The following is a 25,872-nucleotide window of genomic DNA, read 5'->3' as shown; positions in this document are numbered from 1 at the left end:
GGGCGCCCCGGGATGAGGTGCGGGCCCGGGCGAGGTTCCGCCCGGGCCCGAAGTGACCCGATCAGTTACAGGTTGTGATGCTCAGGCTGCTGTCGCCGCACAGGAGCAGGCTGGCGCGGCTGCCGCCACCGCCGCCGCCGAACTCCGCGGCCTCGGTGGTCTCTTCCTTCGGGGTCTCCATGGACTGCAGGTCGAGAAGGGTCATGGCTGGTTCCTTTCCTTCGCTGGTGTGTTCCGATGGGTCACGGCCCCCCGGAGGGGGACCGGCTCTGGGGCCGCCGCCGTGCGCGGCGGCGGGAGGAAGGGCAGGTGCGCGCGTCCGCCGGTGGCGGCGCTGCCGAGGGCCAGGAGGGCCCCGGCGGTGCCGGTCGACAGGTCCATGGACAGGCGCATCATCTGCTCGCCGGGGAAGGCGAGGTGCCCCTCGTACGGGAGGGCGTGGCGGGCCAGCGCTTCGATCTGCCGGCCGATGTCCGCGGGACGGGTGCCGGGGCCGGGGGTGGTGGTCCGGGACAGGTGCAGGATCATTCCGGCGGCGCCGCGGAAGAGGCCCGGCTGGGCGTAGAAGGTGGCCTGGGCCGCCTGGACGATCTCGGGCCGGGCCTTCTCGAAGCGGTCGTCCCGCGCGTGCCGCGACCAGTCGTCCAGGACCATGCCGATGCCCACGCTGCCCGCGCCGAGGTAGGGCATGGTGCGCCAGCCCTCGTCCACCTGGAGGGTGCCGAAGGCGCTGGTCACGCAGCGGTCCAGGTCCCGGTGGAGGAAGTGTCCGGCCCGCCGCAGCAGTTCGGGGTCCCCGGTGCGCTCGTACAGGCGCAGGTGCAGCAGGGCGATCCCGCTGTGGCCGTACAGCAGCCCGGCCCGTTTCAGCCGGGGGGCGGCGGCGTGGGCCAGCTCGGCGCAGCGCAGGGCGGCACCGTGCAGGGAGCCTTCGCCGGTGGCCGTGCCGAGGGAGTCGAGGGCGAGGCCGATGCCGGCGAGGCCGCCGTGCAGGTCGGGTCCGGCGGACTGCCACGGCTGGCCGAGCAGGCGCTCCACCAGGGCGAGGGCGCGGTCGTGGTGGCCGAGCCGGTGGTGGGTCCAGGCCAGCCCGGCGAGGCCGTCGTAGAACCCGAGCGGGGTTCCGGACTCGGGGTCCCGGGTGCGGGCGAGCAGCCACTCCTCGGCCTCCGGCCAGGGCTCGTCGCCCGTCTCGGCGAGCGCGTACAGGACCCCGGCGGCCCCGTGGCCGAAGGCCGTACCGCCGCCGGCGGTGGCGAACTGGGCCGGGTCCCCGGGGAAGAGGCGGTCCTCGCGCTCCGGGGTCGCGGTGGCGCGCAGGACCGCCGTCAGGGAGGCGCGGGCGGCCGGCCAGTCCTCGGGGCGGGCCGGGAGGTACGGCCGGGCGGGTGCGGGGGGCCGCCCGCCGGGGGAGCCGTCGGCCGCACCGGCGAGGATCTCCCTTACGGCCTCGTCGAGGAAGGAACGCGGTACGGGGAACTGCTCGGCGGCGATGTCCGCGAGGTGCGCGGCCTTGCCCCGATCCATCACCAGCAGGCTGGTCAGCGGCAGGAACAGGGCCAGCCGCAGGCAGGCCAGGGCGTACCGGTCGACGGCGAAGCCGCGCAGGCCGGGCGGCGCGACGAAGGCAGGGTTGGCCACCGTCTGGCGCAGGCCCTCGTCGACGTGAGCGGCGGCCTCGAAGTCGAGCAGGGCGACGGAGGGTTCGCCGGTGGCCGGGTCCTCCGCGACCATGATGTTGAACAGGTGCAGGTCGTTGAAGACGACCCCGCGGGCGTGGACGGCGTCGACGGCCTCCGTCACCCGGGCGTGGATCTTCAGTGCCCAGTCGGTGTAGTCGGCGAGCTCCGCCGGTTCGGGGTCGGCCTCGATCAGCGGATGGCGGCGGGCGAAGTAGGTGTTGAGGGGTTTGCCGTCGAGGTACTGGAGCGCCAGGAAGTGGTGGTCCCCGACGGTGAAGGCGCCGCGGACGGCGGGTACGCAGTCCAGTCCGGCCAGCCGCTCCAGCGCCCTGCGCTCCCGGTGCAGCCGGGCCACCGCGTCCGCCCCGTCGGCGGCGAGCCCGGCGAAGGGGCGGGCCTCCTTGAGGACGACCGGCTCTCCCGTGCGGGTGTCGCGGGCCGCGTACACCCCGCCGCCGTTGGAGAAGTGCAGGGCCCGCTCCACGGTGTAGGGCATGCCCTCCAGGGTGACCGCGGAGCGCCGCTCCAGGTGCGGCCGCAGGAAGTCCGGCTGCTCCACCCAGGCGGGCGGCCGGAACACCGGCCCGCGCACCTCCGGCACCAGCCGCCCGCCGGGCTCCTCGATCGCGGGGACCAGCTCGCCCTGTTCGCCGTAGCAGTGCCGCAGGGTGAAGCTGCCGTAACGCAGGTGCACCGGGCCGTCGTTCCAGCGCAGGTCGCTGAGGATGTACGGGCCGGGCTCGCCGGCCAGCAGGGCGTCCAGGTCCTCGGCGACGCGCCGGCAGTCGTCGGTGCCGGCGGGGTAGACGGTGAGGAACTTGCCGCTCGCCGCGCGGTCCGCGTACTTGGCGTTGCGCAGGTGCAGCAGGTACCGGCTGGGCACGAACTTGAAGGCGGTCCGCCGCTGGACGCAGTAGGCGTGGACCCGGTCGAGTACGGACTCCGCGTTGTCGAGGCTGGCCGACACGTGGATCTTCCAGCCCTGGGAGGGGAGCCGGAGACCGGTGGGCCGCAGGGCGAGCCAGTCGCCGCTGCGGTGCGAGCGCCAGCCCTCGGGGACGGGGGCGGCGGCCGCCGGGAACTCCTCGCCGGCGCGCCGGTACGGGGCGTCGTAGAACCAGCGGTCGGCGTCGCAGAAGGCCGCGTGCCCGTTGTTCACTCCTGCTCCCTCGGTCGGTGACGGCAGCAAAGGTGACACGCCGCGGGGAGCCCGCGACAGTCGCGTTTGTCATCAGCCCGACGTGCAGTACGCACGGGTCACTTGGCCCTCGCACCCCCTCGCCCCCCGCACGCCCTTCGTCCGCCCTCGTCCGCCCCGTGACCGGACCTGCCGTCAGCCCCCCGTACGACCCGCCGTCCGTCCCGCCGCCGTTCCGATCCGGTCACCCTGGACGGCCCCGCGGCGGACCGGTGGCCGCCGCCACCAGGCATCCGATATCCGAACGCTGCGTCCGTAAATCGATCCTCGATGTGCGGAGGCCTTTCGCATCTGGCAGTGTCACCCCCAACTGGCCGCTGGATGACAGAGATTGGGCCAGTTTCAACCTTTGAATCGAAAGCGAGTCCCGTCGTGCGTCTCCGCCGCTCAGCAGCAGTCTCCGCCGCCGCCCTCCTCTGCCTCGCCGGCGCCACGGGCGTGGCGGAGGCCGCGCCCGCGACCCCGCACGGTCCCTCCGCCATGGTCTTCAGCGTCATCCAGGGCCGCGACGCCGCCACCGGCACCGCCCAGCGGGCCGTCACCCTCAGCTGCGCCTACACCGCCGAGGGCACGCACCCCGCCCCCCGGGCCGCCTGCGACGCCCTGGGCGCCACCGGCGGGAAGCTCGACCGCCTGCTCGCCGCCCCGGCCCCGGACCGCCCCTGCCCCCGGCAGTACGCCCCCGTCACGGTGACGGCGGACGGCGTCTGGCGCGGCAGCCGCATCGCGTGGCAGCACACCTTCCCCAACCCGTGCGAGATGGCCGCGACCCTGAACGGCAACGCGCTCTACGCCTTCTGACCGTCCCTCGGCCGCCCGGCCGCCCGGCCGCCCGGCCCGCCGGCCCGCCGGATCACCGGCCGCCGTCCGGCGCGAGGGCCGCGGCCGCGGCGAAGAGGCGGGCGCAGCGCCGGGTCATGGCCTCCGGGGTCTGCTCCGGGTGCTTGACCCACCAGCGCACCAGGGTGGCGACCAGGTCGCGCCACACGTACCTGAGCGCGTCGGCGTCCAGCGGGTCGTGGGATCCGGCGCCGCGCAGCAGTTCGGCGGTGCCGGCAGCGGCCAGCCTGTCGATGGCCGACCAGTACCCGGCGGCCGTGCGCGCCGCCTCCCCGCCGGGCGGCAGGGTGGTGTCGTAGAGCACGAACCACGCCTCCCGCCGCCCCTCCAGCACGGTGAAGATCGCCTCCAGTACGCGCAGCGGGGTCTGCGGGGTGGTCCCGTCGGGCCCCATCGCCGTGCGGACGGCCTCCAGGATCCGGTCGCCGACCGGGACCAGGCAGGCCGTGTAGAGGTCCTCCTTGGTGCCGAAGTACTGGTGCAGCAGGGTCTTGGTGACGCCGACCCGCGCGGCGATCGCCGGCAGGGACGCGGCCGCGTAGCCGCGGGCGGCGAACTCCTCCGTGGCGGCGTCCAGCATCTGCCGCGCGCGGTGCTCGCGGGGGACTCCCTTGGTGCCGGCTTTCGAAGAAGGGGTTGCCATGAGCCGATCTTACCAGTAGGTAATTTACCTCTAGGTAAGTTCAATGCCACGGCGACCTCTGGAGCACCCCCATGGACGGCAACACCCCCCGCCCGGCCACCCGCACCCGCTCCTGGTGGGGCTGGGGCTGGACCGACGCCCACCCCGACGACGCCGAGTGCGCCGCCATGGGGGCACTGCTCCCCGGCACCCTCGCCCGGCCCCTGCCCGTCCCCGACGTACGCGACCTCGTGCGCGACCTCCGCGTCGGCGCCCCTGCCGTCGAACCGCCGCCCGCCCTCGCCCACCTGGTCACCGCCGACCCCGCCGACCGCGCCGCCCACGCCATGGGCAAGGCCTACCGCGACGTGGCGCGCGCCCTGCGCGGACAGCCCGGCCGCATCCCCGACCTCGTCGCCCGCCCGGGCGACGAGCAGGACGTCGCCGACCTCCTCGACTGGGCCGGCGGCAACGGGACCGCCGTCGTCCCGTACGGCGGCGGCTCCTCGGTCACCGGGGGAGTGGAGTACCGCGGCGACGCCCACCGGGCGGTGCTGTCCCTCGACCTGACCGCGATGCGGCGCGTCCTGGAGGTCGACACCACCGGCCGGGCCGCGCGCATCCAGGCCGGCGCCCTGGGCCCGGACCTGGAAGCCCAGCTGCGCCCGCACGGCCTGACCCTGCGCCACTTCCCGCAGAGCTTCGAGTTCTCCACCCTCGGCGGCTGGCTCGCCACCCGGGCCGGCGGCCACTACGCCACCGGCCGCACCCACATCGACGACTTCGTCCAGTCGATGCGCGTGGTCACCCCCGCCGGCACCAGCGGCTCCTGGCGCCTGCCCGCCTCCGGGGCGGGCCCCTCGCACGACCGCCTCTTCCTCGGCTCCGAAGGAGCCCTCGGCGTCATCACCGAGGCCTGGATGCGCCTCCAGGAACGCCCCCGCCACAAGGCCTCCGCGGCCGTCGCCTTCACGGACTTCCACGCCGCCCTCCGCGCGGTGCGCGACCTCGCGCAGTCCGACCTCGCACCCGCCAACTGCCGCCTCCTCGACCCCGGCGAGGCGGCCCTGTCGGGCGCCGCCCAGGACGGCGGCTCCGTCCTCGTCCTCGGCTTCGAGTCCGCGCACGAACCGGTGGACGGCGCTCTCGCGCGCGCCGTCGAGCTGGCCCGCTCCCACGGAGGCCGGCACGACGGGAACACCGGCCGGCACGACGGTCACGTGAACGCCGGCCGGGCCCAAGGGAACACCGGCCGGCCCGGCGACGCGGCCGTGGGCGCCTGGCGCGCGGCCTTCCTGCGGATGCCCTACCTCCGCGACGGCCTCGTCCGTATGGGCGCGGTGGCGGAGACCTTCGAGACGGCCGCCACCTGGGACCGCGTACCCGCCCTGATCGACGAGGTGCGCACCGAGGTCGGGGCGGCCGCGCTCAAGGCCACCGGCCACCCCGCCCTCGTCAACTGCCGCCTCACGCACGTCTACCCGGACGGCGCCGCCCCCTACTTCACCGTCCTCGCCGCAGGACGGCCCGACGACGGAGTCGCCCTCTGGGATGACCTCAAGGCCGTCGCCGGCGAGGTCCTGCACCGCCACCGCGCCACCATCACCCACCACCACGCCGTGGGACGCGACCACCGCCCGGGCTACGACCGCCAGCGCCCCGAACCCTTCGCACTGGCCCTCCGGGCCGCGAAAGGCGCGCTCGACCCGCGCGGCATCCTCAACCCCGGCGTCCTCATCGGCTGACGGGCCGCCCGCCTCCCCCGGCCGGGGGAGACGGATGGTCCCGCCGGCCGACGCCGCGCCGACCCGCCCGGTGCGAGGTTCGGGACATGACGGATTCCGAACGGACGACCGACACGCCCCGCAGTGCCCGGCGGCGGGGGTGGCAGCGCAGGGCGGCCCCGGCGACGACGCTGTGGGCGGTGCTGTACGCCGGCTTCGGCCTGGCGTGCGTGCTGACCGGGACCCCGTTGTCCTATCACGGGGGCGGCCCGGGGACCCCCGGACTCGGGTGGGGGGCCGTCGCCCTGGCCGCGCTGTCCGCGACGGCCGCCGGCGCGGCGGCGCCGTACGGGCCCCGGCCGCCGGTACGCGCGCTGCTCTGGGTGCTGTGCGCCCTGGCCGGGGCCATGGCGTTCAGCCTGCTGATGGACGTGGTCACGCTGGTGTTCGGCCAGGGCGTGGACAGCGGTCCCGCCGCCGCGAACAAGGCCCTCGCGGCCCTCGGGGCGGTGCTGCTCGCGGCCACGGCCCGGTCCGGCCGACCGCCCGCCGGCACCACCGTGCGGGCGCCGTCCGCCGCGCCGCGCCCGGTCCTGCTCGCCGCCTGGGCGGGGACACTGGCCTTCGTCCCCTACGCGGTGATGAAGCTGCTCTGGGCGTCCGGCGCGACGTTCGCGGGTCTCAGCGGCGCGGAGGTGCTCGCCTCGTCGGAGCGCAACGGCGCCTCGGACGCCTTCCTCGCCCTGGAGTCCCTCGGACTGGACCCCACCGTCCTGCTGGCGTGCCTCGGCGTCTTCCTGCTCTGGGGCCTGGTCCGCCCGTGGGGACAGGTCTTCCCCCGCTGGACCCTCCTGCTGAGCGGCCGCCGCGTCCCGCGCTGGCTCCCGCTCACCCCGGCCCTGCTCGGCGCCGCCACCCTCGCCCCGTACGGCGTCGCGGGAGTCGGGTACCTGCTCCTGGCGGCGTCCGGAGCGGCCCCGATGCGGCTCGGCGACTTCCACTCCACCGGTGACGCACTGCTGGTCGGCTGGATCGGAATGGCCGCCTTCGCCGTCTACGGCACCGCCCTGACCGTGGCGGCGCGTTCGTACTGGCTGCGTACGCGCCCCGGGCGCGGGCCGGGGGAGGTTGCGCCACCCGCCGCTCGCCCGATCGGCGGACCTGTGCCCGTACGCGGGGCGTCGTCGTCCGAAACGGATACGGATGTTCCCGGCATCCGGCCCCGTGTCCCAGGGAGACTTCGATGAGCTGCATCAACCGACGCGACCTCGCGCTGCTGGCCCTCCGCGCCGGGACCGGGGCCGTGCTCATGGCGCACGGCACCCAGAAGCTGTTCGGCTGGTTCGGCGGCGGCGGCCTGGACAAGACCGCCGCCGCGATGGAGCACATGGGTTTCACCCCCGGCAGGCGGAGCGCCCTGGCCGCCGGACTCGGCGAGACCGGCGGCGGGGCCCTGCTCGTCCTCGGCCTCGCGACCCCGGCCGCCGGCGCCGCCGCGGCCGGCGCCATGGCGGGCGCGGTGTCCGTCCACGCCCCGGCCGGGTTCTTCGCCCAGGCCGGCGGCTACGAGTACCCGGCGTTCCTCGGCTTCACCGCCGCCGCCATCGGCCTCGCGGGCGCGGGCCGCTACTCCCTCGACCACGCCACCGGCCACACCTTCGACCAGCGGTGGATGCTCGCACTGGCCTTCACCGCGAGCGCGGTCGCGGCGGCCGCGGTCGTCGCCAAACGGGCCAAGGACCAGCAGACGCCAGCTAGAGGGTCTGATACGAGTCCCGGGCGGTGAAGTGGTACAGGCCGACCTTCGGCCCGGCCACGGCCTGGGGGGTGGTGAGCGGAAGGCTGACGCCGTCCGCGTTCGGCATGTGGTAGGCGTCCGCCAGGACGTTGATCTCGTCGGCGACGGGTCCGGTGCCGCCCGACGGGTTGAGGTCCACGGCCGCGTACGTCGTCGCTCCCGGCCGGACCGGGTGCGCCGGACCGCCGATGCCCTGGGGCGGCTTCGCCTGGATGCCGAGGGCGGCGTCCTTGGCGCTGAAGCCGACGGCGGGGTGCAGGTCGAGGCCGCAGCTGGTGGAGCCGTTGTTGGTGACGGTGATGATCCGGACCGTGGCCGGGAAGCCCTGGGGTGCGGTCACCTTCACGGTGAGGTTCCGGGCCGAGCAGGGGTGCGTGTAGGCGTAGGTGTCGTCGGTGCCGGGCCCGCCGCCGCCCTCCGTGCCCTTGCCGTCGGAACCCGCTGCGGTGGGGCTCGCGGAGGCCGCCGGCGTCCCGGCGCCCGACGGCGTGGGCATGGGTGTCGGAGCGGCGGCAGAGGCCGAGGCGGCCGTGCTCGCCGCGGGCGCGCCGGGCGCCGAGCCCGCGGCACCGCCCTCGCAACCGGTCAGGCCCAGGACGAGCCCGGTGAAGGTGGCCAGGGCCGCGGAACGGCTCCGGTGGATGCGCATGGTGGAACTCCCCGTGTGGTGCTTGCGTCCGGAAACCGTAACCGGCTCCCCTGCCAAGGGAGTCGGCCGGGTCCGACGACACTCCGCGGCACCCCGCCGCACGACCCGTTCGACAACGGCGGCGGCACTTGCCACAGTCGTCACCGTGCCCTCCGCCCCCGTGACACACCCCGCACTGCGCCCCTACGCCCCGGCAGACGCCGACGCCGTCCTCTCCCTGGTGAACGCCGACCGCCTCCCCGGCCAGCCTTCGGCGACACCCGAGATGCTCCACGAGGCGCTCGCGGGCCGCTCGCCCGTCGACGGCGGCTGGTGGGCGGAACTCGACCCGCCCGCCACCCACGTGGCGGCCGGCGCCGACGGCACCGTGCTGGGCGTCGTCTCCTGGGCCCTGCGGCCGAAGGACGGCACGGCCCTGATCCTCTGGCTGCACTGCCGGGAGGACCCGCGCGTCGCCGACGCCCTCCTCGGCGGGGCGCTCACCGCGCTCGGCCCGCGCCCCGTCGAGGCCTTCCAGCTGGCGACCGCCCTCACCCGGGGACTCGAGGCGCTGCCACGGGCGCACCGGAAGGTCACCCACGCGGCCCTGGAACGGGCCGGGTTCCACGGCGCGCCCCAGTGGCGGTACCTCCTGATCGACCTGCCCGCGCCGCAGCTGCCCCGCGCCGCACGCGTACGCACCGTCCCGGAGCCCGGCGACAGCCACGCCCGCCGTCTGGAAGTCCGCCGGGGCGAAGCGGCCGCCGAGGCCGAGGCCGTGATCGGCCTGCCCGTCGAAGGCACCGGAGTGCTGTGGTGGATCGGCGTCCGGCAGCCGTCACGCCGCCGGGGGCTCGGCCGGTCGCTGCTGGGTTCGGCACTGGACGCCCTGAGCACCCACGGCGCCCGCGAGGCCGTCCTCTACGTCGAGACGAACACCGGCCGGGGCGGCGATGACGACCGGACCGCGGCCACGGCCCTCTACCGGTCGGCCGGGTTCAGGGAGGTGGACACCCTCCACTCCTACGCCCGCCCGGCACCGTCCCCGCCCGGACGTCAGTTCCCCTTGCCGAGCCGGGCCGCCGCCTCCGTGGCCACCTCGTAGGCGCCCGCCTGGGAGGGGTCGAGACCGCCGTCGGCGGGTGCGTACCGGACCGCGACCACCACGTTGCCCCGGCGGAACCAGACCTCGCTCGTCACCCTGGGGCCGTCGGAGTTCCGGATGCGGGAGAACGCCTCGTCGCCGAAGTCCGTCAGCTCCGCCGTCATCGGGCCGGTCTTCCCCTCCGACTGCTCCTTGACGCGCCGGAAGTCCTCCCACGCCTCCCGGGTCCCCAGCCGGGTCACCCGCACCTCCAGGACCGGCTGCGGGTCACGGCCCGGCCCGGGGCCCGCCCAGACGCAGGCCGACCCGGCCTCCACCCCCTGCGCCGGCCCCGCCACCAGCCGGGCCGTCTGCGCGGTCACGAGCGAGCAGGGACGCGGGTCCGAGGTGAAGTCGCCCCGCCGCGCCAGGTCCTGGTACAGCCAGAGGCCGCCCGCCGTGACGAGCCCGGCGGCGGCCACCGCCAGGAGGAGGCGGCGGGTACGACCGGGAGGGGAGGGGGACACCATGTCGGCAGGGTAGCGGGACCGGCGGCCGCGCGGGCAGGGACCCTCACGGGTCGCACAGGCGGACGGCGAGGGCGGCGACGTCGTCGTCGAGGCGGCCCCTGCTGTAGTGGAGGAGGTCGCGGTGGAGCGCCGTGAGCAGTTCGCGGGGCGGGGTCGGGGGCTGCCGGCGCATCCAGGACGTCAGCGGGAAGAACTCGCCGTCGCGGGAGCGGGCCTCGGCGATCCCGTCGGTGTAGAGGAGCAGCAGGTCCCCGGGGGCGAACTCGAAGCTGTCGACGCTGTAGTGGTCGCCGATCAGCTCGGCGAGGCTGAGCAGCGGCGAGGGGGCGGCGGGTTCGAGGACGCGCAGTTCCCCGCGGTTCAGGAGCAGTGGCGGGGGATGTCCGCAGTTGAGGATGTCGATGTGCCCGCCCTCGTGCGGGATCTGGACGAGCAGGGCGGTGGCGAAGCGCTCCGTCGCTCCGTCGGCGGGGAAGGCGGCGTTGTAGCGGGTGCTGCTGGCGTCCATCCGGCGGGCGACGGCGACCATGTCGGTCTCGTCGTACGCCGCCTCCCGGAAGGCGTTGACGATCGCCGCGGCCGCCCCCACCGCGGGCAGCCCCTTGCCCCGCACGTCACCGATGAGCAGCCGCACCCCGTACGGCGTGTCGGCCACCTCGTAGAAGTCCCCGCCGATGCGGGCCTCCGCCGCGGCCGCCAGGTACAGGGACTCGATCGCGACGTCGCCGAAGCGGCGGGGCATCGGGCTGAGCACCACCTGCTGCGCCGCGTCGGCGACCAGCCGCACCTGGAAGAGGGTGCGCTCGCGCTGGAGCCGCAGGTGGCTCCCGTACGCGGCGGCGACGGTGACGGCGATGATCCCGGCGGCCGTCCACCACGTCCCCAGGTCGGGGAAGACGAGGCTGAGGCCGATCATCAGGAGCAGGCAGACCGTGCCGAGCAGGACCGTGGGGAGCACCGGCCACATGGCGGCGGCGAGGGCCGGGGCGGCGGGCAGGAGGCGGCTGAAGGCCATCTCCGGCGGAGTGGTGTACGCCAGGCTGGCGATGACGACGGTCAGGATGACCGGCGACAGCCGCACAAGCCTTCCCGGGCCGGGGCGCCGACGGAGCCGCGGCCGTCCGGACTCGATCACAGTTCACAGGATATCCACGCAATGAGGGCATAGCGCCCCGTGCGTCCGGGGAACGTCAGCTCCCGGGGGCCGTGAGTCCCTCGATCTCGGCGGCGAACAGCAGGGCGGGGTCGAAGCCCATCGGGGCGAAGTGGCCGGCGAGCTCCAGGGACAGGACGCCGTGCAGACGGGTCCAGAAGGCCAGGAAGGTGCGGAGGGCCCCGGGCGGAGCGGGATGGCCGCCGGCCCAGTCGCGGTGCTGAGCCAGGTGGGCGGTGAACGGGGCCCCGGGTGCGGCCGGGGCGGGTGCCGGGCAGGCGTCGAGCAGGGTGGTCATGATCTCCGCGGAGACGGCGGTGGTGTCCTCGGGCGCGCGGTAGCCGGGAACGGGGGTGCCGTGGATCAGGAAGTACCGCTGGTGGTCCGCCAGGGCCCAGTCGCGCAGGGCGTGCGCGAGCCCGGCCAGGTCCGCGCCCGCGTCGGCCGCGGCCCGGAGGGTGTCGGCGAGGCTCCGGTGGGCGTCGCGGACGAGCTCGGTGATCAGGTCGTCCCGGCCGGCGAAGTAGCGGTAGAGGGCCGGTCCGCTCATGCCCATCCGCTTGGCGATCGCGTTGAGGGAGAGCGCGGACGCGCCCGCCGAGGCGATCTGCTCCCAGGCGTGCGACTTGATCTCCGCCCGGACCTGGGCCCGGTAGCGCTCCCGCGGCGTTTCCGCCCTCGCCGTAACCATGGCGAGAAGCTATCACGCACCTTATTGCCCCTCACCCCCATGGAGTTATAGCCCCTAACGAAATGTAGGCCCTGTCCCGCCCGCCGGCGGCTCGGGCATCCAGTCGCGTGCCGGGTCGTACTCCAGCCAGCGGCTGCGCCCCGCCTCCGCGGCACAGGCCGCGGTGAGGCGGCCGAGCCCCGGGTGCCCGTTGCCGGTCCGCCACAGCAGGGACCAGGCGTACAGCGGCGTGGGCTCGACCAGCGGGACCGAGCACAGGCCGGGCACGTCCGGGAGGGGGACGTCGGCGGGCACGAGCGAGAACCGCCGGGGGTCCCCGGCCACCTCCGCGAGGAAGTGCCCGAGCCCGAGGTTGATGCCCCCGGCGCGCTCCGCGATGCCGAAGCGGTCGGCGAACTGCCGGAGGAAGTCGAAGCGGTCCGGTGTCCCGGGCGCCCACAGCACGCTGCCGCGCAGTTCCCCGGGCCGCAGCGCCGCCGCGGACGCGAGCGGATGCGCCGTGCTCAGTACGGCGTCCACGGGTTCGAGGCGGATGAGCCGGTGCGCCAGCGCGCCGTGCAGCGGAGGGTGGACCCGGCCGAAGGCCGCGTCGATCGCGCCGTCCAGCAGCGCCGCCGCGACCGACGGCAGATCACGGCCGTGCCCCGGCACCAGCTCCCCGGCCCCCGCGGCGACCTCGGCCAGCGTGCGCATCGGCGCGTACAAGTGCCCCCAGACGTCCACCCGCAGCGGCCGTCCGGTCCCGGCGGCCGCCGCGACCGCGGCGTCGGAGGCCGCCACGGTGTGCCGCGCCGGCCCCAGGAAACGCCCGCCGGCCTCCGTGAGCCGGACACCGGTGCCGCCGCGCTCGAACAGCCGGGTGCCGAGCAGCGCTTCCAGCCGAGCGATCCGCTTGGACAGCGCCTGCTGGGAGATGGAGAGCATCCCGGCCGCCCGCCCGAAGTGCAGTTCCTCTGCGGCGCACACGAAGGCACGTACCTGCGCCACATCAAGATCCATGGCCCTCACCATAGGCGACAACCATCGGTTGTCGGCCGCGCGTGCCGGTTGTTGGATCAGCGGGCGGCCCCCGGTGTTGCATCCTCGGCAGAGCCGTCCTGCCGACCGGAGGAACCGCACGATGAACGCCCGCGAGTTCGCGGCCGCCCAGTGGACCCGCGCCACCGGAGCGGGAGTCGACCCCCACGAGTACCGGCGCGTCACCGCCGCCCTCACCTCCGTCGACGACTGGGGCCCGGTCCTGGTCCGCACCGCGCACACCCACCTCGCGCGCGCCGACGGGGTGGCCTCGCCCCTCTCCGCGGGCGAGCACCTGCTGACGGCGGCCCGGTGGTTCCACCTGGCCACGCTCGCCCCCCACCCGCAGGCCGCCCGTGCCGCCTCCGACGCGGACGCGGCCCTGGGCCGCGCCCTCACCCTGCTGGAGCCCGGCGCGCGCCGGGTGAGCGGCGACGGTTTCACCGGCTGGCTGCGCGGCCCGGACGACGCGCCCGCCACCGTGGTCGTCGTCCCCGGACTGGACTCCGCCAAGGAGGAGTTCCTCGACCTCGCGAACGCGCTCCTGGCCAGGGGGCTGGCCGTGTTCGCGATGGACGGCCCGGGACAGGGCGTCCTCGCGGCGACGACGACCCTGGAGCCGGAGTACGAACGGGTCGTCGGCCGGGTCGTGGACGCGCTCGGCGCGACCCGCGTCGGCCTCGTCGGCCTCAGCCTGGGCGGCTACTTCGCCGCCCGCGCGGCGGCGCTGGAGCCACGGGTGGCGGCGGTCGCCACCGTCAGCGGGCCCTTCCGCCTCGACTGGGCGCAACTGCCCCCGCCGGTCAGGGACGTCCTGGCCCGCCGCACCGGCGGCACCGACGCCGCCCGCGCCTTCGTACGGCACGTGGACCTCTCCGCCCTGGCACCCCGGATCACGGCCCCGCTCCTGGCCGTCGACGGAGGGGCGGACGTCATCCCCGGCGTCACGAACGGCGAGCCCCTGGCCCGCCTGGCACCGCACGGCACCCACCTCGGCGTCCCGCACGGCGACCACCTGCTCGGCAACGTCCGCGCCGACTGGCTGCCCCGCCTCGCCGACCACTTCACGCGCACCCTGACCGTCCCGCGCACCTGACCCCGCCGGTCAGTCGGCCGTCCCGCCGGCGTTGCGGATCAGCTGCCGGAGCACCCGCACGGCGGTGGCGTAGTCCGCCTCCTCGATGCCCTCGTGGAGGGCGGCGCGGATCGCGGGACCGTTCAGCGAGAGGTCGACGCGGGCCCGTTCCCCCTCCTCGGTGAGCCACAGCCGGTCCTCGTCGTCCCCGCGCAGCCGGCCGCGCTCCACGAGCACCGCGGCCTCCGCCGCCAGATCGTCCTCGGACCGCACGTAGGAGGCCATGGCCTCGCGCAGCTCGGGCAGGGTCATGCCCCCGCCGTCGGGCGAGATGTCGTTCACGGACAGGTGCCGCAGCAGCCAGAACTGGGGCTGGGGTAGCCCTTCTCGGCCTGCCGGGCCCGGGTGTACGCGATGAGCGACTCGTAGGCGACGCCGGTCCAGTAGGCGGCGGGGTACCCGGCGAGCTCGTCCCCGGAGTTCTGCGGTGGTGTGACCAGTCCCATCCGGCGATCCGGGCACGAGCCCTCTCAGGATCAACTGGAGATCCGCTGGACTCCGGCCGGGTATCCGCCGGGGAGGTCACAGCGCCCGGCGCATGCAGGCCCGCGGCCACCGGTCCAGCCCATGGGCCGCTTCGAGCTCGCGGATCCGCCGCAGACCGGGAGTGAGGTCTTCGTCGTCGACGAGCCGGAACCCGCAGCGCGCGTAGTAGGGGGCGTTCCACGGCACCCGGACGAACGTGGTGAGCGTCAGGGCGGGCACCCCCTCACCCACGGCACGGTCCGCGAGGCGCTCCAGCAGCAGCCGCCCGACACCCCGCCGCGAGCTGCGCGGGTGCACCGAGACCTGTTCCACGTGCAGGTTCCCGTCGACCCGGTCGGCGATCAGGTAGCCGGCCGGCACGTCGTCCCCGTCGGCCGCGACCCAGGCCAGCCCGGCGTCCCGGTAGCGGGCGAGCTCACCGAGGGGCAGCGGCTCGTCGTCGGCGACCTCCGCCATGCCGATGTCCCGGAAGCACTCCCCGGCGGCCCTCTCGATGTACTGGAGCAGCGGCAGCTCGTCCGGACGCACGGCTCTGATACGCATGCCCGCATTCTCCCCGCCACACCGGACGACGCCACCGATTAAGCCCCGACGACGCACAGAGCTCCCGCAGGACCGCCTCCCGGTCGTCCGTGCGGACGGCCGGGAGGACGGGGACGTAGGCGGGTGCCACCTCGGCCAGGTGCTGCTCGCACACCTCGACGACCTGTTCCAGCCACTCCCGGCCGCCGATGCCCAACCGGTCGATGCCGTGGCCCCGGTCCGTCGCGGCCAGCCACAGCGAGGTGATCGTGGCGTCGGACAGCCCGGAGTCGAGCATCCGGCGGGTGTCCTCCCACACGACGGCCGCCTCCGAGCCCGGAGGGCGTTCGTACCCGTCGTCCGTCAGGACGTGCGCGACGGCGGCTCGGGGGGTGCGGTGGGGCCACACCGCCCGGCGAGCCGGTTGTGCGGCATGGCGGCAGCACCCGTCCCCCATGGCGGCAACTCTGTTCCCCCGACCGCCGGTTGGTGCGCGCGTGATGGCGAACTGGTCAAATCCGCCGGACGCGCGGCGCTCACTATGGGCACATTTCTCGCCACGGGAGCAAGGAGTCGAAGCCGCCCCGTGGGGCGGCCCGCTCCGTTCATACCCGCCAGTACTGGCCGGTGAAGTGCCCGCAGGGGGTGAGCAGCAGGCCGACGTCGACGGCCGGGGGGCCGTTCGTGTCCAGGCACAGGCCACTGGCCGGGTTGCCGAACCGGCCGGTGGCGGCGTCGTAGCGCCACTGCTGGCCGGTGTGGGCGCCGCAGGTGTTGAGCACGGCTCCGACCCCGCCCGCGGGCTTCCCGGCCGTGTCGAGGCACAGGCCGCTGGGAGTGTTGGTGAGGCGCGCGCCCGTCTCGTCGTAGTGCCAGATCTGGCCACTGAAGTTCCCGCAGGCGCGGAGCACCACGTCCAGTCCGGGTCGCTGGGGCCCGTTGGTGTCGACGCACAGCCCGCTGTGGGCGTTGGCGATCGAGCCCGTCACCGCAGACGGCGACGGCGACGGCGACGGAGGCGGCGCCGGCGGCGAAGGCCGGGCCGCCGTCGGGCCGGGGGCTGCGGACGCGCCTCCCGTTCCCGAAGTGGCGGGCGCCGTTGCCGTGTTCAGGGCCGGGTAGGGGGCCGTGCCCGGCGCCCGGCTCGGAGGGGTGGTCGGCCCCGAGGCCGTCGTACGGCCGTCGCCGGGCAGGACCGCCCACAGGATCCCGGCGGTCAGGGCGAGGAGCGCCACCGCCACCACCCCCGCGGCGACGTTCCGCGGGATGCGCCACTTCGGCACCCGCACCGGCGGCAGGGCCGCCCCGGGCATCCGCCACGCCGTGGCGAGCACCGTGCCGACGGTCTCGGTGGGGAGCTCCGCCGCGGGTACCCCGCCGCCCGTGAGCTCGGAGAGCAGCTGCCCGGGAGCGGGACGCAGCTCGGGTGACCGGGCCAGGGCCGAGGCCAGCAGCGCCCTGAGCCCGGCGGGGACGCCGTCCAGGTCGGGTTCCTCGTGCAGCATCCGGTAGAGCACCGCATCGGCCGGTCCCGTGCCGAACGGGGGCCGCCCGGTGGTGGCGTAGGCGACCGTCAGCGCCCACGCGAACACGTCGGCAGGGGGGCCGGCCTGCCCGCGCAGCTGCTCCGGCGCCATGTAGCCCACCGTGCCGACGGCGACCCCCGTGCGGGTCAGCGCCGTCGCGTCGGCCGCCTGCGCGATGCCGAAGTCGATGACCTTCGGGCCCTGCTCCGCCAGCAGGACGTTCCCGGGCTTGAGGTCGCGGTGCACGATGCCCGCCCGGTGGACCGCCACGAGCGCCTCGGCGAGCCCGACGGCGAACAGTCGCGCCATGTCGCCCTGCAGCGGGCCGTGTTCACCGACGTACTCCGACAGCGTCGGGCCCTGCACGTACTCCATGACGACGTACGGGGTGCCCGCCTCGGCCTCGACCGCCAGCACCCTCGCCGTGCAGGCGCCCTGGACGCGCAGCAGCGTCGCGGCCTCCCGCCGGAACCGTGCCCGGAACCCGCCGTCCGAGGCGAGTTCCTCGCGCAGCCGCTTGACGGCGACGAGCCGCCCGTCAGGACCTTGTGCCAGGTAGACGACGCCCATGCCGCCCGCGCCCAGCCGGCCGACGAGCGTCAGCTCGCCGATCCGCTGCGGGTCCCCCGCCCGCAGCCCGCTCAAACTCACCTGGATCCTCCCGGAAGGTAGGCCGTCGCGGACCGCGGGGCCCGCGGGCCCCGGCCGGCCCGCCGCGGCCGCTCCCCCCGGTCCGGCTCAGGCCCAGGATGCAGCAGACTCGTCCACCGCGTCCTCCGCTTCCCAGCGCAGCAGGTCGCCCGGCTGGCACGCGAGCACCTCGCAGAGCGCGGCGAGCGTGGAGAAGCGCACCGCCTTGGCGCGGCCGTTCTTGAGCACGGCGAGGTTGGCCGGGGTGATCCCGACGCGTTCCGCCAGCTCGCCCACGGACATCTTCCGCCTGGCCAGCATCACGTCGATGTCGACGACGATCGGCATCAGATCACCTCGTCCAGCTCCGCCTGCATGTCCGCCGCCTGCGCGTCGCGCGCCACGGCCTGGGCCAGCAGCATCCGCAGCACCAGCACGATGAGCGCGACACCGATGAGCCCGATGCCGATCCCGCCGAGGAACAGGAACCCGGGCGGCTCCATCTGCGGGCGCGCCAGCAGGAAGACCGCGAACACCAGCAGGTCGGCCGCCACGAACGCGCCGATGACGGCGTCCACGTACCGGAACGCGGCGTGCGAGAACACCGTGCCGCGCCGCACCATCGACACCAGCCGCCACACGCAGACGAGGACGACCTGGACCGTCACCGCTCCCAGGATCACGGTCACGCGGAGCGGGGTCAGCGGCAGCGCCGTCCCCTCCTCCGGGTCCGCGGCCAGCGCCCACACCATCAACGCCTGCACGAACACCGTGCCGGCGAGCATCACCAGGAGCACCGCGCGCAGGGCCTGCACCGTCAGCTTTCCCATGACCCCTCCTTCTATCGAATCACGACGCGAATCTATCGAATTTCGATAGGCGAGGCAAGGCGGGGACGACCCAGCGTTAATCGGTGGTGCACGGCGCCGGGCCCCTTGTAGCTTGGCGTCGCGACCGCGCCCGCGATGCGCCCGGCTGCGGCTACTTCCTCTGACACCAAAGTGACGCCGCCGCCACTTCCGATCTCTGCGGGCGCGGTCTTCCACTCCTTCCACTCCTTCGAATCCGGGGGGATTCGCTGCCCCGTCACACCCCGCGCGTCTCCAAGACCTGGCCCGAGATGCTGGTGGCCCCGCACATCGCCGCCGCTGCCCGCTCCGCGCCCGCGCCACTGGTCCACCACCGCCCCTTCGGGGCGCGCCGCCGCACCTACGAAGGCGGACTGACCTTCGTCAGGGAACCCCGCGAGGAGCTCTTCCTCCTCGCCGTCGGCAACTTCGTCTCCCAGCAGACCTTCTACGAGAGCGGCGCGGACCGGGACGACCGGTACGCCCGCCTCGTCGGTGAACTCGCCGTCCAGGACCCCGAGTGGACCGCCGGCCTGCTGCGCTGGCTCCGCGCCGAGGGCAACATGCGTACGGCGTCCCTGGTGGGTGCCGCCGCGTACGTGAAGGCCCGGCTGGCGGCCGGGGCCACCGCGGGCCCGTCCAACCGGTCCGTGATCGAGTCGGTCCTCCAGCGCGCCGACGAGCCAGGCGAGCTGCTCGCCCACTGGATCCCGGCCCACGGGCGGAACGTGCCGCAGCCGGTGAAACGCGGCATCGCCGACGCCGTGCGCCGGCTGTACACCTCCCGGTCCCTGCTCAAGTACGACACCGCGTCGAAGGCCTTCCGCTTCGGCGACGTGCTCAACCTCGTCCACGCCTCGCCCGACCCGGCGAAACCCTGGCAGGCCGCGCTCTTCCGGTACGCCCTGGACCGCCGCCACCGACCGGAGCAGGCACTTCCACCACCCTCCGACCAGCTGCTGACGGCACACCGGGAGCTGATGGGCACCGCCCCGGACGAGCGGCGTGCGGTGGTGACCGGCCCCGGCGGCTCCGAGCGGCTCGCCGCGGCGGGCATGACGTGGGAGGCCCTGGCGGGCTGGCTCCACGGACCGATGGACGCCGCCGTCTGGGAGGCCGTCATACCGGCGATGGCCCCGATGGCACTGCTGCGGAACCTGAGGAACTTCGACGAGGCCGGGGTCGGGGACGAACTCGCGGCCCGGGTCGCCGCACGGCTCTCGGACCCAGCCGAGGTGGCACGGTCCCGCCAGTTCCCCTTCCGCTACCTGGCCGCGCACCAGCACGCGCCCTCGCGGCGCTGGGCGGACGCGCTCGAACGGGCACTGGGCCACTCCCTGGCCAACGTCCCGTCCCTGCCCGGCCGGACCCTGATCCTGGTGGACCGCTCCGACTCGATGTTCTGGGACACCGTCTCGGAGCGGTCGAAGCTGACCCGGGCCGACGCCGCGGCCGTTTTCGGCACGGCGCTGGCCATGCGGGCCGAGCGGGCCGATCTGGTGGAGTTCGGCTGGAGCAGCAGGCAGGTGCCGTACGCCCGGGACGAGCCCGTGCTCGACGTCCTGAAGCGCTTCCAGAGCCTGGGCGGCACCCAGACCACCCAGGCGGTGCGCGCCCACTACCGGGACCACGACCGGGTCCTGATCGTCACCGACGAGCAGGCGGCTCCCCACGGCCCCCGAGGGCCTGCGGAACCGGTCCCGGCCGAGGTCCCCGTCTACACGTGGAACCTCGCCGGATACCACCCGGCCCACGGCCCCGGGGGCCCGCACCGCCACACCTTCGGCGGTCTCACGGACGCCGCCTTCCGGACGGTCGGCCTCATCGAAGCCGGCCGCGGGGCCGCGTGGCCGTGGCACACCGAGCCGGCCTGACCCGGCCCGCGGACCGGGCCTGCGTCACTCCATGTCCAGGTAGTACAGCCCTGCCTTGGCGTCGGCGAAGAGGGTGAACTCGACCTGGGGCGTGCCCGGGTCCTCGCCGTCGCCGGGGTCGACCTCGACCGGTTCGGCGCCCACGAGCACGAACTCGTCGTACTCGTCGAAGTCGCCGGGGGTTCCGGCGACGCCGATGCTGATGGGGGCGTCGTCAGGTACGTCGGCCAGGGCGGAGCGCAGCTGCCTCGCGGTCCAGACCGCGGGAGCGTGATCGAACGTGTCTGCCATGCGCCGAGGGTAGTGACGGCCCCTCCCTCGTTGGAACGTGCCACGCCGGACACCGCGGCCCCGGTCAGACCCACTCGTAGTTGGTGTCGTCCAGGGGCGGAAGCAGAGCGGGGCCGGTGCCGGTGTCTTCGGCGAGCCCGAGATCGGCGATGGGCACGGGCGGGAAGAGCGCGAGGTCCCGGGTCTGCTCGAAGGGCAGCCAGACGACGTCCCCCCGGCCGACCGCGTCGTCGTCCTCGAACGTCCTCAACTCCGCGCGGACTCCCGGGCCCAGACGGACCCGGTAGACCAGGTGCAGCTTGCGCGGGGGAGCGGATCCGGGTCGGCTCACCATGGCATCCATCAGCCACATGAAGCGCGGTGCCTCCGCGAGGTCCTCCGGAGCCAGGCCGAGCTCCTCCCGCAGCTCCCTCCACAGGGCGTCGGGCAGGGGCTCGGCTGGTTCCACGTTGCCACCCGGCAGGGAGTAGTGGGTCGCCCCCCGGGCGTTCGTCCGCCGGATCAGCGCCACGTCCCGTCCGTCCACGACCAGCCCCGCGACACGGATCTTGATCCGGTGGAACGCGCCCGGCGCGCTCTCGTCCGCTGACATTTCCGCCCCCGATGTTCCAGGCCGCCATCCCGGCCGCCCAGCATAGGGAAGCGACGTCGACGCGTACGCCTCGACCGGCGTCCGAGCTCCGGCGGCCGCGGATCCTCCCCGGGGCCGAGCGCCTCCCCCGCACGGGCGGGGACCGCCGTGCGGCAGAATGCGGATGACCCCGAGGAACCGCGGAGCAGAGGCCGATGACCAGCCAGCCGTACGCGATCCGGCTGTCCCCGCACGCCGCGGAGGTGCTCGCCGCGCTGCCCGGGCACGCCGAGGAGACGGCCTGGGACATCCTGGACGCCGCCTCCGCCGGACCGTGGGGCTTCCACCAGTGGGACGCCGGCGACCCGGACGGCGAGGACGTACGCATCGCGTCCGCCGGCGCCCTGTCCGTCGTCTACTGGGTCAACCGGCCCCTGCGCCGCCTGTCCGTCCTGGACGTCGTCTGGCTCGGATAGGCGGCGACCGGCGAGCCGCCCGCCCCGCTACGGCCGCTCCGCCGGAACCGGCCCGAGTCCGGGCCAGCGGGCGAGCATGCTCCGGCGCATGGCCGCGCTCAGATCGCCCAACCCGCCGAGCGAACCGTGGCCGGCCGCCATCCCGCCGACGACACCGAGCCGGTGGACGAGCCGCTGCCGGGCCGTCGCGGTGCCCCACGTCCAGTCCCGGCGCGGAATCCGGGCCAGGTGATCGGCGCCCTCGCGGCGCGCCCGCTCGACGAGCGCGTCCCCGCGGAGCAGCCACCCGGCGCACGCGTCGGTGAGGTCGCCGGGGGCATCGGAACCGGTCTCGGCGCGCCACGCGTCGCGGTACGCGCCCTCGGCCCGTCGCAGCAGCGGTTCCGCGGCCGAAGTGACGCACCAGCAGGTCGGGAAGCCGATGCGCAGGTAGGCGAGTTCCGTCAGGCCGCTGCCCAGCGACGCCTGTTCGAAGTCGATGAACCTGACCCCCGCCGCCGTGTGCAGGTCATTGCCGGGACAGGGGTCCCCGTGGAGCAGGGCGTGCCCCTCCACCCGGCCGAGCCGCTCCACGAGCCCGTGGAGCTCACCGGCGACACCCGGCATGACGGGGACGTCCAGAGCGGCGGCCAGCCCCAGGAAGGCGTCCACGTCCGCCGGGCCCGGCCCCCGCCACCGGGGCAGCGCCCCGGCGTCCGACGGGCCCGCGGCCGCGTGCAGCCGCGCCAACGCGCCCGCGTAGCCGACGATCCAGTCCCCGCCCGGACGCCGGTGCTCCAGATGCTCCAGCACCAGCACCCGCTCGCCGGGGTCCGCGGCCAGCAGCGCCGGAACCACGGGGACCTTCCCCCGGGCGGCGAGCCGCAGCGCCGTCACCTCACGGGCGTAGCGCTCATCCGCGTCGGGCCCGTCGACGGCCTGCTTCACCACCACCGTCGCGTCCGCCAGCTCGACGCGCCACACCCGCGACCGGGGGCTGCTGCCCAGCCTGCGCGACCGACCGGGCACGCCCAGCTCGGCCCGCAACCCGCTCCCGAACGGCACCCGCGACCACATGCGTTCGTCCCTTCCGCCAGACCGGAGCGACGGCCGGCCCGCTCCTCGACGGCCCGCTCCTCGACGGCCCGCCACGAGGACGCGCGATCTCCCCGTGGCGGACCACCCCCGGACACGGCGTTGCACCCGGCAGGGCGGGGTTACCGCTGCACCGGGTGCTGTGCGCCGCAGCGCGGGAGGATCATCCCCAGTCGGAGTCCGGCGGCTGGATCAGTGAATCCGCGGACACGCCGGTGGCGTCGGCCCGCTGCTCCACCTCTCCCATGGCTGCGATTCCCCAATTGGCGCCGGCGGGGCCACTGGCCGCCGCGACACCACTGAGTCCGGTGACCGCGAGGATCGCGAGCAGCACGGCGGTGATGGTTGACCGGATGTTGATCGATATCAAGGTGTTCCTCCCTTGGCCGGCCCCACCCCCGCGGACGATGCGGGCAGTCGGGCCTTCTCCGCGCCACGGGCCCTGTGGCACGGATCAAGCCTGTACCGGGTGAGGGGCGCGATCAACCTTCGCGATACTGCGTCCACCCGCAGTTCAGGAAGAGGAAGACAGATCTCATGACGGAACGGGAAATAGCCGCCGCCCCCGACACCTCCCGGTTGACCGAGGCGGAACTGCGCACCTACCGCAGGGCCTTGAGGGGCGAGGAGCTGCCCGACGACGAGCCCGGACTCGCCTCGCTCCTCGCGCGGGACATACTCTTCCCCAATACCCACGAACCCGGTACGTACGTCCCCGCGCCGTCCCGCTACCTGGAGACGCAGCTCACCGACGCCGTCCTCAAGGCGCTCACCGGCGTCACCGCGGCCCTGGCCGCCGTCCCCGGTCACGTACGCGAGCTCGAAGCCGAGCAGCAGCGCCACCACTACAGCCCCGGCCCGGTCGGCACCCTGCTGCTCCGCACCGTCCCGGAGGTCAACGCGGAGACGATACGCACCATCCAGTCCGCCGAGTCCGAGATCCTCACCGCCCAGCCCGGCCACCGGAAACCGCAGGTCCTCAAGGGCGCGCTGCCCCGCGACCTGCAGGCGGCCCAGCGCGGAGTGACGGTGAGGACGATCTACCGGACCAACGGGCGGTCCAACCCGACCCAGCGGGACTGGGTCGCCACCATGACGCGGGCCGGCGCCCAGGTACGCACCCTCGGCGAGGACTTCCTGCGGTTAATCATCGTGGACCGCAAGCACGCCTTCTTCGAGGTCTACGGCGACGACGGCACCGTCCAGCCGGCGGCCGCCTGGTACACCCAGGACCGCGGCGTGTGCGCGGTGCTGGCCGCGCACTTCTGGCAGCAGTGGGAGCGGGCCGACCCGTGGCTGCCGGGCGAGGCCGAGGGGAGCGCGGGGAAGACCGACGCCGACGCCAAGACCTCGCGGATCCAGCGGTCGATCGTACGGGGCATCGTGGCCGGCCGGAGCCACCGGCAGATCGGGGAGAACCTCGGGCTCAGCGAGCGCACCGTCACGGCCCAGGTCTCGAAGCTGCGCGAAGCGCTGGGGCTGGAAACGGTGCCCCAGCTGACGTTCTGGTGGGCGACGTCCCCGGAGCGGCTGCTCCCGTAGGGAGGCGCACCGGAGCCCCCGGCCCCGGCCGCAAGAGGCCCCGGAACCCTGCCGCACGGCGAGTTCAAGCCAAAACACGCCGGTGGGCCGGTACGGGGGAGACGCGCGGCGCCGAGCCGCTCAGCCGCGTACGTGCAGCCCGAACCCCGAGCGGCCCGCGGGCTCCAATCCCTCCTTCAGGTGCAGCGAGGGGATCTCGTAGTCGCCGAAGTTCTGCCGCCGGAAGGCGATCGGCTCGGTCGACTCCAGGGTCAGCAGGCGCCGCTCCCAGGTCCGGGCGGCCTCCGCGTACTCCTCGTCGCCCATCCGGTCGGCGCCGTACAGCACGAACGGCGGCAGGACCTCGATCCCCGGGTAGTAGAGGATGCCGTGGTGGATCGGGAACAGCAGGTCCTCGATGGGGCCGTTGATGCCCCGGGCGGAGTAGTGCGACCGGGGGCCGCCGACGGTCACCGACAGCAGCGCCCTGCGGCCCGCCAGGGTGCCCTCGCCGAATCGCTCGCCGTACTTGGTGTCGCTGTGCTCGCCCACCCCGTACGCGAAGCGGTACGTGAACACCCGGTCCACCCAGCCCTTGAGGATCGCGGGCATCGAGTACCACCACAGCGGGAACTGGAAGACGACCGTGTCCGCCCACAGCAGCTTCTCCTGCTCGGCGAGGACGTCCGGGGTGAGCGTCCCCGCCTCGAAGGCCCGGCCCGAGTCCAGGGCCACCCTCAGCGGACCGGAGGCTTCGGGGCCGTAGTCGGAGGCGTCCACGGCCGCCTTCCAGCCCATCGCGTACAGATCACTCACCCGCACCTCGTGCCCGGCACCCTCCAGCGTGGACACGGCCAGGTCCTTCAACGCGCCGTTCAGGGACTTCGGTTCGGGATGGGCGTGGACGATCAGCGTCTTCACGGGAACTCCTTCGGATCGGATGCCCCCATCCTGGGCGCCGCGGCGCCCGGCGTTCAGGGACGCCCCTTCCGTCGGAACGGCCTTCCTGGGAACGGCAGTACCACCCTCGCGCGCACCGCCGGGGCCATACTGGAGGGCATGGACGATCTCGCGGGCTTCCTGCGGACCCGGCGTTCCCGGGTCGCCCCGGCCGCCGTCGGCATACCCACCGACAGCCGCCGCCGGGTCGAGGGCCTGCGCCGCGAAGAGGTGGCGCACCTGTCCGGAGTCAGCGTCGACTACTACGTACGCCTGGAGCAGGGCCGCGCGACCCAGCCCTCCGAACAGGTCCTCGACGCGCTCGCCCGCGTCCTCGGCCTCGACGAGACCGAACGCGGCCACCTCCACCGGCTCGCCCGGCAGCGCCGGCCGCGCGCCAAGGCACCGGGCGGACGGGTCCGGCCGGAACTGCTGCGCGTCCTCGGCCTGGTCACCGACGCACCCGCGCTCCTCATGGACCACCGCCTGGACGCGCTCGCCGGGAACCGCCTCGCCGGCCTCCTCTTCGGCCGGCCCATGCCGGGCCTGAACATCGCCCGGCACGTCTTCCTGGAGGAGGCCGAGGACGGCCTCTACGCGGACTGGGAGGGCTGCACCCGCGACGTGGTCGGCCACCTGCGCCTGGCCGCCGGGCAGCACCCCGACGACCCCCGCCTGGCCTCCCTCATCGGCGAGCTCGCGATGGGCAGCGAGCGCTTCCGCCGCCTCTGGGCCCGCGCCGACGTACGCGCCCGCACCCACGGCCGCAAGGCCTACCGGCACCCGCTGGTCGGCCTGCTGGAACTGCACCAGGAGAACTTCGGGCTGCCGAACGAACCGGGCGTGGAACTCCTGGTCCTGTCCGCACCCCCGGGCACCCCGGCCGAAGACGCCCTCCACCTCCTGGCAGGCCTGGACACCCCGGCCCCGGACACCGGGCGCTGACGGCGACCGCCCCGGGGGAAATGCGCGTGCGGCCGTGGCTCGTTCCGGTTATGTTGCCTCGTCCTGA

27 protein-coding genes and 1 pseudogene are annotated in these 25,872 nt (G+C 74.7%); 10 read left to right on the top strand and 18 right to left on the bottom strand.

Features of this window, described 5'->3' with window-relative positions; all coding sequences use genetic code 11:
• Window positions 1-61: 61 nt before the first annotated feature.
• Complete coding sequence (locus OG553_RS00840; RefSeq protein WP_362471951.1) at window positions 62-205, bottom strand: SapB/AmfS family lanthipeptide; 144 nt, start codon at window positions 203-205, stop codon at window positions 62-64.
• A complete protein-coding gene (lanKC, locus tag OG553_RS00835) occupies window positions 202-2,841 on the bottom strand; it encodes a class III lanthionine synthetase LanKC (protein WP_405977058.1) in 2,640 nt (879 codons plus the stop codon). The genes OG553_RS00840 and lanKC overlap by 4 nt, the downstream gene beginning before the upstream one ends.
• Window positions 2,842-3,252: 411 nt before the next feature.
• Between lanKC and OG553_RS00830 the strand changes: the two genes are divergently transcribed.
• A complete protein-coding gene (locus OG553_RS00830) occupies window positions 3,253-3,681 on the top strand; it encodes a subtilase-type protease inhibitor (RefSeq protein WP_405977057.1) in 429 nt (142 codons plus the stop codon).
• A gap of 52 nt (window positions 3,682-3,733) precedes the next feature.
• Here OG553_RS00830 and OG553_RS00825 read toward each other — a convergent pair whose 3' ends face one another.
• Entirely contained in the window at window positions 3,734-4,363 is a 630-nt protein-coding gene (locus OG553_RS00825; RefSeq protein ID WP_405977056.1) for a TetR/AcrR family transcriptional regulator, read from the bottom strand.
• A gap of 71 nt (window positions 4,364-4,434) precedes the next feature.
• On the opposite strand from OG553_RS00825, the gene OG553_RS00820 reads away from it, so the two are divergent.
• The 3 genes from OG553_RS00820 to OG553_RS00810 all read left to right on the top strand — a co-directional run bounded on the left by OG553_RS00820 (window position 4,435) and on the right by OG553_RS00810 (window position 7,852).
• On the top strand, window positions 4,435-6,087 hold the full coding sequence (locus OG553_RS00820) for an FAD-binding oxidoreductase (protein WP_405977055.1): 1,653 nt from the start codon (window positions 4,435-4,437) through the stop codon (window positions 6,085-6,087).
• Between the two features lie 86 nt (window positions 6,088-6,173).
• Window positions 6,174-7,313, top strand: coding sequence for a hypothetical protein (locus OG553_RS00815; RefSeq protein ID WP_405977054.1), 1,140 nt, complete (start codon window positions 6,174-6,176; stop codon window positions 7,311-7,313).
• The gene (locus tag OG553_RS00810) at window positions 7,310-7,852 is read left to right on the top strand and encodes a DoxX family protein (protein ID WP_405977053.1); all 543 of its coding nucleotides are present in this window, start codon (window positions 7,310-7,312) and stop codon (window positions 7,850-7,852) included. The genes OG553_RS00815 and OG553_RS00810 overlap by 4 nt, the downstream gene beginning before the upstream one ends.
• Here OG553_RS00810 and OG553_RS00805 read toward each other — a convergent pair.
• Window positions 7,821-8,513 (bottom strand): DUF4232 domain-containing protein, encoded by a 693-nt coding sequence (locus OG553_RS00805; RefSeq protein ID WP_405977052.1) that lies wholly within the window; start codon window positions 8,511-8,513, stop codon window positions 7,821-7,823. The genes OG553_RS00810 and OG553_RS00805 overlap by 32 nt on opposite strands.
• A 160-nt stretch (window positions 8,514-8,673) precedes the next feature.
• Between OG553_RS00805 and OG553_RS00800 the strand changes: the two genes are divergently transcribed.
• Window positions 8,674-9,597: a GNAT family N-acetyltransferase gene (locus tag OG553_RS00800; RefSeq protein WP_405977051.1), complete on the top strand. Its 924-nt coding sequence runs from the start codon at window positions 8,674-8,676 to the stop codon at window positions 9,595-9,597.
• On the opposite strand, the gene OG553_RS00795 is transcribed toward OG553_RS00800, so the two are convergent.
• Genes OG553_RS00795 through OG553_RS00780 form a run of 4 tightly spaced genes read right to left on the bottom strand, consistent with a single transcriptional unit; the run spans window position 9,549 to window position 12,949 of the window.
• Window positions 9,549-10,106: a hypothetical protein gene (locus tag OG553_RS00795; RefSeq protein WP_405977050.1), complete on the bottom strand. Its 558-nt coding sequence runs from the start codon at window positions 10,104-10,106 to the stop codon at window positions 9,549-9,551. The genes OG553_RS00800 and OG553_RS00795 overlap by 49 nt on opposite strands.
• A 43-nt stretch (window positions 10,107-10,149) precedes the next feature.
• Entirely contained in the window at window positions 10,150-11,241 is a 1,092-nt protein-coding gene (locus OG553_RS00790; protein WP_405977049.1) for a PP2C family protein-serine/threonine phosphatase, read from the bottom strand.
• A gap of 55 nt (window positions 11,242-11,296) precedes the next feature.
• Entirely contained in the window at window positions 11,297-11,950 is a 654-nt protein-coding gene (locus OG553_RS00785; RefSeq protein WP_405977048.1) for a TetR/AcrR family transcriptional regulator, read from the bottom strand.
• Between the two features lie 54 nt (window positions 11,951-12,004).
• Window positions 12,005-12,949, bottom strand: coding sequence for a LysR family transcriptional regulator (locus tag OG553_RS00780; RefSeq protein ID WP_405977047.1), 945 nt, complete (start codon window positions 12,947-12,949; stop codon window positions 12,005-12,007).
• A 121-nt stretch (window positions 12,950-13,070) separates the two neighbouring features.
• On the opposite strand from OG553_RS00780, the gene OG553_RS00775 reads away from it, so the two are divergent.
• On the top strand, window positions 13,071-14,063 hold the full coding sequence (locus OG553_RS00775) for an alpha/beta hydrolase family protein (RefSeq protein ID WP_405977046.1): 993 nt from the start codon (window positions 13,071-13,073) through the stop codon (window positions 14,061-14,063).
• A gap of 9 nt (window positions 14,064-14,072) precedes the next feature.
• Here the strand turns inward: OG553_RS00775 and OG553_RS00770 are convergent.
• The 5 genes and pseudogenes from OG553_RS00770 to OG553_RS00750 form a co-directional block, all read right to left on the bottom strand.
• Window positions 14,073-14,548 (bottom strand): annotated as a pseudogene (locus OG553_RS00770) (MarR family transcriptional regulator).
• 76 nt (window positions 14,549-14,624) lie between these two features.
• Window positions 14,625-15,131, bottom strand: coding sequence for a GNAT family N-acetyltransferase (locus tag OG553_RS00765; protein WP_405977045.1), 507 nt, complete (start codon window positions 15,129-15,131; stop codon window positions 14,625-14,627).
• 584 nt (window positions 15,132-15,715) lie between these two features.
• Window positions 15,716-17,287: a serine/threonine protein kinase gene (locus OG553_RS00760; protein WP_405977044.1), complete on the bottom strand. Its 1,572-nt coding sequence runs from the start codon at window positions 17,285-17,287 to the stop codon at window positions 15,716-15,718.
• Between the two features lie 87 nt (window positions 17,288-17,374).
• On the bottom strand, window positions 17,375-17,614 hold the full coding sequence (locus OG553_RS00755; protein WP_405977043.1) for a helix-turn-helix domain-containing protein: 240 nt from the start codon (window positions 17,612-17,614) through the stop codon (window positions 17,375-17,377).
• The gene (locus OG553_RS00750) at window positions 17,614-18,096 is read right to left on the bottom strand and encodes a DUF2975 domain-containing protein (RefSeq protein ID WP_405977042.1); all 483 of its coding nucleotides are present in this window, start codon (window positions 18,094-18,096) and stop codon (window positions 17,614-17,616) included. The genes OG553_RS00755 and OG553_RS00750 overlap by 1 nt, the downstream gene beginning before the upstream one ends.
• Before the next feature lie 290 nt (window positions 18,097-18,386).
• Here OG553_RS00750 and OG553_RS00745 point away from each other — a divergent pair, with 290 nt between their 5' ends.
• Complete coding sequence (locus tag OG553_RS00745; RefSeq protein ID WP_405977041.1) at window positions 18,387-19,988, top strand: TROVE domain-containing protein; 1,602 nt, start codon at window positions 18,387-18,389, stop codon at window positions 19,986-19,988.
• A 24-nt stretch (window positions 19,989-20,012) separates the two neighbouring features.
• Here the strand turns inward: OG553_RS00745 and OG553_RS00740 are convergent, their stop codons facing one another.
• Window positions 20,013-20,279 (bottom strand): DUF6225 family protein, encoded by a 267-nt coding sequence (locus tag OG553_RS00740; RefSeq protein WP_125817431.1) that lies wholly within the window; start codon window positions 20,277-20,279, stop codon window positions 20,013-20,015.
• A 64-nt stretch (window positions 20,280-20,343) separates the two neighbouring features.
• Window positions 20,344-20,871 (bottom strand): NUDIX hydrolase, encoded by a 528-nt coding sequence (locus OG553_RS00735; RefSeq protein ID WP_405977040.1) that lies wholly within the window; start codon window positions 20,869-20,871, stop codon window positions 20,344-20,346.
• A gap of 194 nt (window positions 20,872-21,065) precedes the next feature.
• On the opposite strand from OG553_RS00735, the gene OG553_RS00730 reads away from it, so the two are divergent.
• Window positions 21,066-21,326 carry a hypothetical protein gene (locus tag OG553_RS00730; protein WP_405977039.1) on the top strand — a complete coding sequence of 87 codons (261 nt, stop codon included), beginning with the start codon at window positions 21,066-21,068 and terminating at the stop codon, window positions 21,324-21,326.
• A gap of 27 nt (window positions 21,327-21,353) precedes the next feature.
• Here OG553_RS00730 and OG553_RS00725 read toward each other — a convergent pair whose 3' ends face one another.
• Together OG553_RS00725 and OG553_RS00720 are read right to left on the bottom strand one after the other, a co-directional pair.
• Entirely contained in the window at window positions 21,354-22,382 is a 1,029-nt protein-coding gene (locus OG553_RS00725; RefSeq protein ID WP_405977038.1) for a phosphotransferase family protein, read from the bottom strand.
• A 181-nt stretch (window positions 22,383-22,563) separates the two neighbouring features.
• On the bottom strand, window positions 22,564-22,770 hold the full coding sequence (locus tag OG553_RS00720) for a hypothetical protein (protein ID WP_405977037.1): 207 nt from the start codon (window positions 22,768-22,770) through the stop codon (window positions 22,564-22,566).
• 167 nt (window positions 22,771-22,937) lie between these two features.
• Between OG553_RS00720 and OG553_RS00715 the strand changes: the two genes are divergently transcribed.
• A complete protein-coding gene (locus OG553_RS00715; protein WP_405977036.1) occupies window positions 22,938-23,942 on the top strand; it encodes a LuxR C-terminal-related transcriptional regulator in 1,005 nt (334 codons plus the stop codon).
• A gap of 120 nt (window positions 23,943-24,062) precedes the next feature.
• On the opposite strand, the gene OG553_RS00710 is transcribed toward OG553_RS00715, so the two are convergent.
• Window positions 24,063-24,842, bottom strand: a complete 780-nt coding sequence (locus OG553_RS00710) for an NAD(P)H-dependent oxidoreductase (protein ID WP_405977035.1) — start codon at window positions 24,840-24,842, stop codon at window positions 24,063-24,065.
• A 138-nt stretch (window positions 24,843-24,980) separates the two neighbouring features.
• On the opposite strand from OG553_RS00710, the gene OG553_RS00705 reads away from it, so the two are divergent.
• Complete coding sequence (locus tag OG553_RS00705) at window positions 24,981-25,805, top strand: helix-turn-helix transcriptional regulator (protein WP_405977034.1); 825 nt, start codon at window positions 24,981-24,983, stop codon at window positions 25,803-25,805.
• Window positions 25,806-25,872: the final 67 nt, after the last annotated feature.

It is taken from the genome of Streptomyces sp. NBC_00158 (assembly GCF_045160885.1).
GTDB lineage: Bacteria > Actinomycetota > Actinomycetes > Streptomycetales > Streptomycetaceae > Streptomyces.
This window is presented reverse-complemented; position numbering and strand designations above follow the sequence as displayed.